Origin of the sequence: Cellulomonas sp. GbtcB1, from assembly GCF_019091725.1 — a bacterium.
Lineage (GTDB): Bacteria > Actinomycetota > Actinomycetes > Actinomycetales > Cellulomonadaceae > Cellulomonas.
Genome location: NZ_JAGXJG010000751.1, coordinates 1 through 228, shown reverse-complemented (window position 1 = coordinate 228; position 228 = coordinate 1). Strand labels below are relative to the sequence as shown.

General features: G+C 70.6%; 1 protein-coding gene. It reads left to right on the top strand.

The window, feature by feature from the left end:
* The coding region (locus tag KVT14_RS22070) for a flagellar basal body rod protein FlgC (protein WP_306795902.1) at positions 1-204 on the top strand (204 nt) is incomplete at its 5' end.
* Positions 205-228 lie beyond the last annotated feature (24 nt).

Below are 228 nucleotides of genomic sequence, written 5' to 3'. Positions count from 1 at the left end.
GGCCCGGCCGAGGGCCGCGTGGTCTACGAGCCGACGAACCCGCTCGCGGACGAGGACGGCTACGTGCGGTACCCCGAGGACGACATGGCCTCCCAGATGACGCAGCTGATCATGGCGCAGCGCGGCTACCAGGCGAACGCGGCGGTCGTGGTCCGCGCGAAGTCGTCCTACGAGGCGGCGCTGCAGATCGGACGGTACTCGTGAGCATCCAGCCCGTCAGCGGGGTGT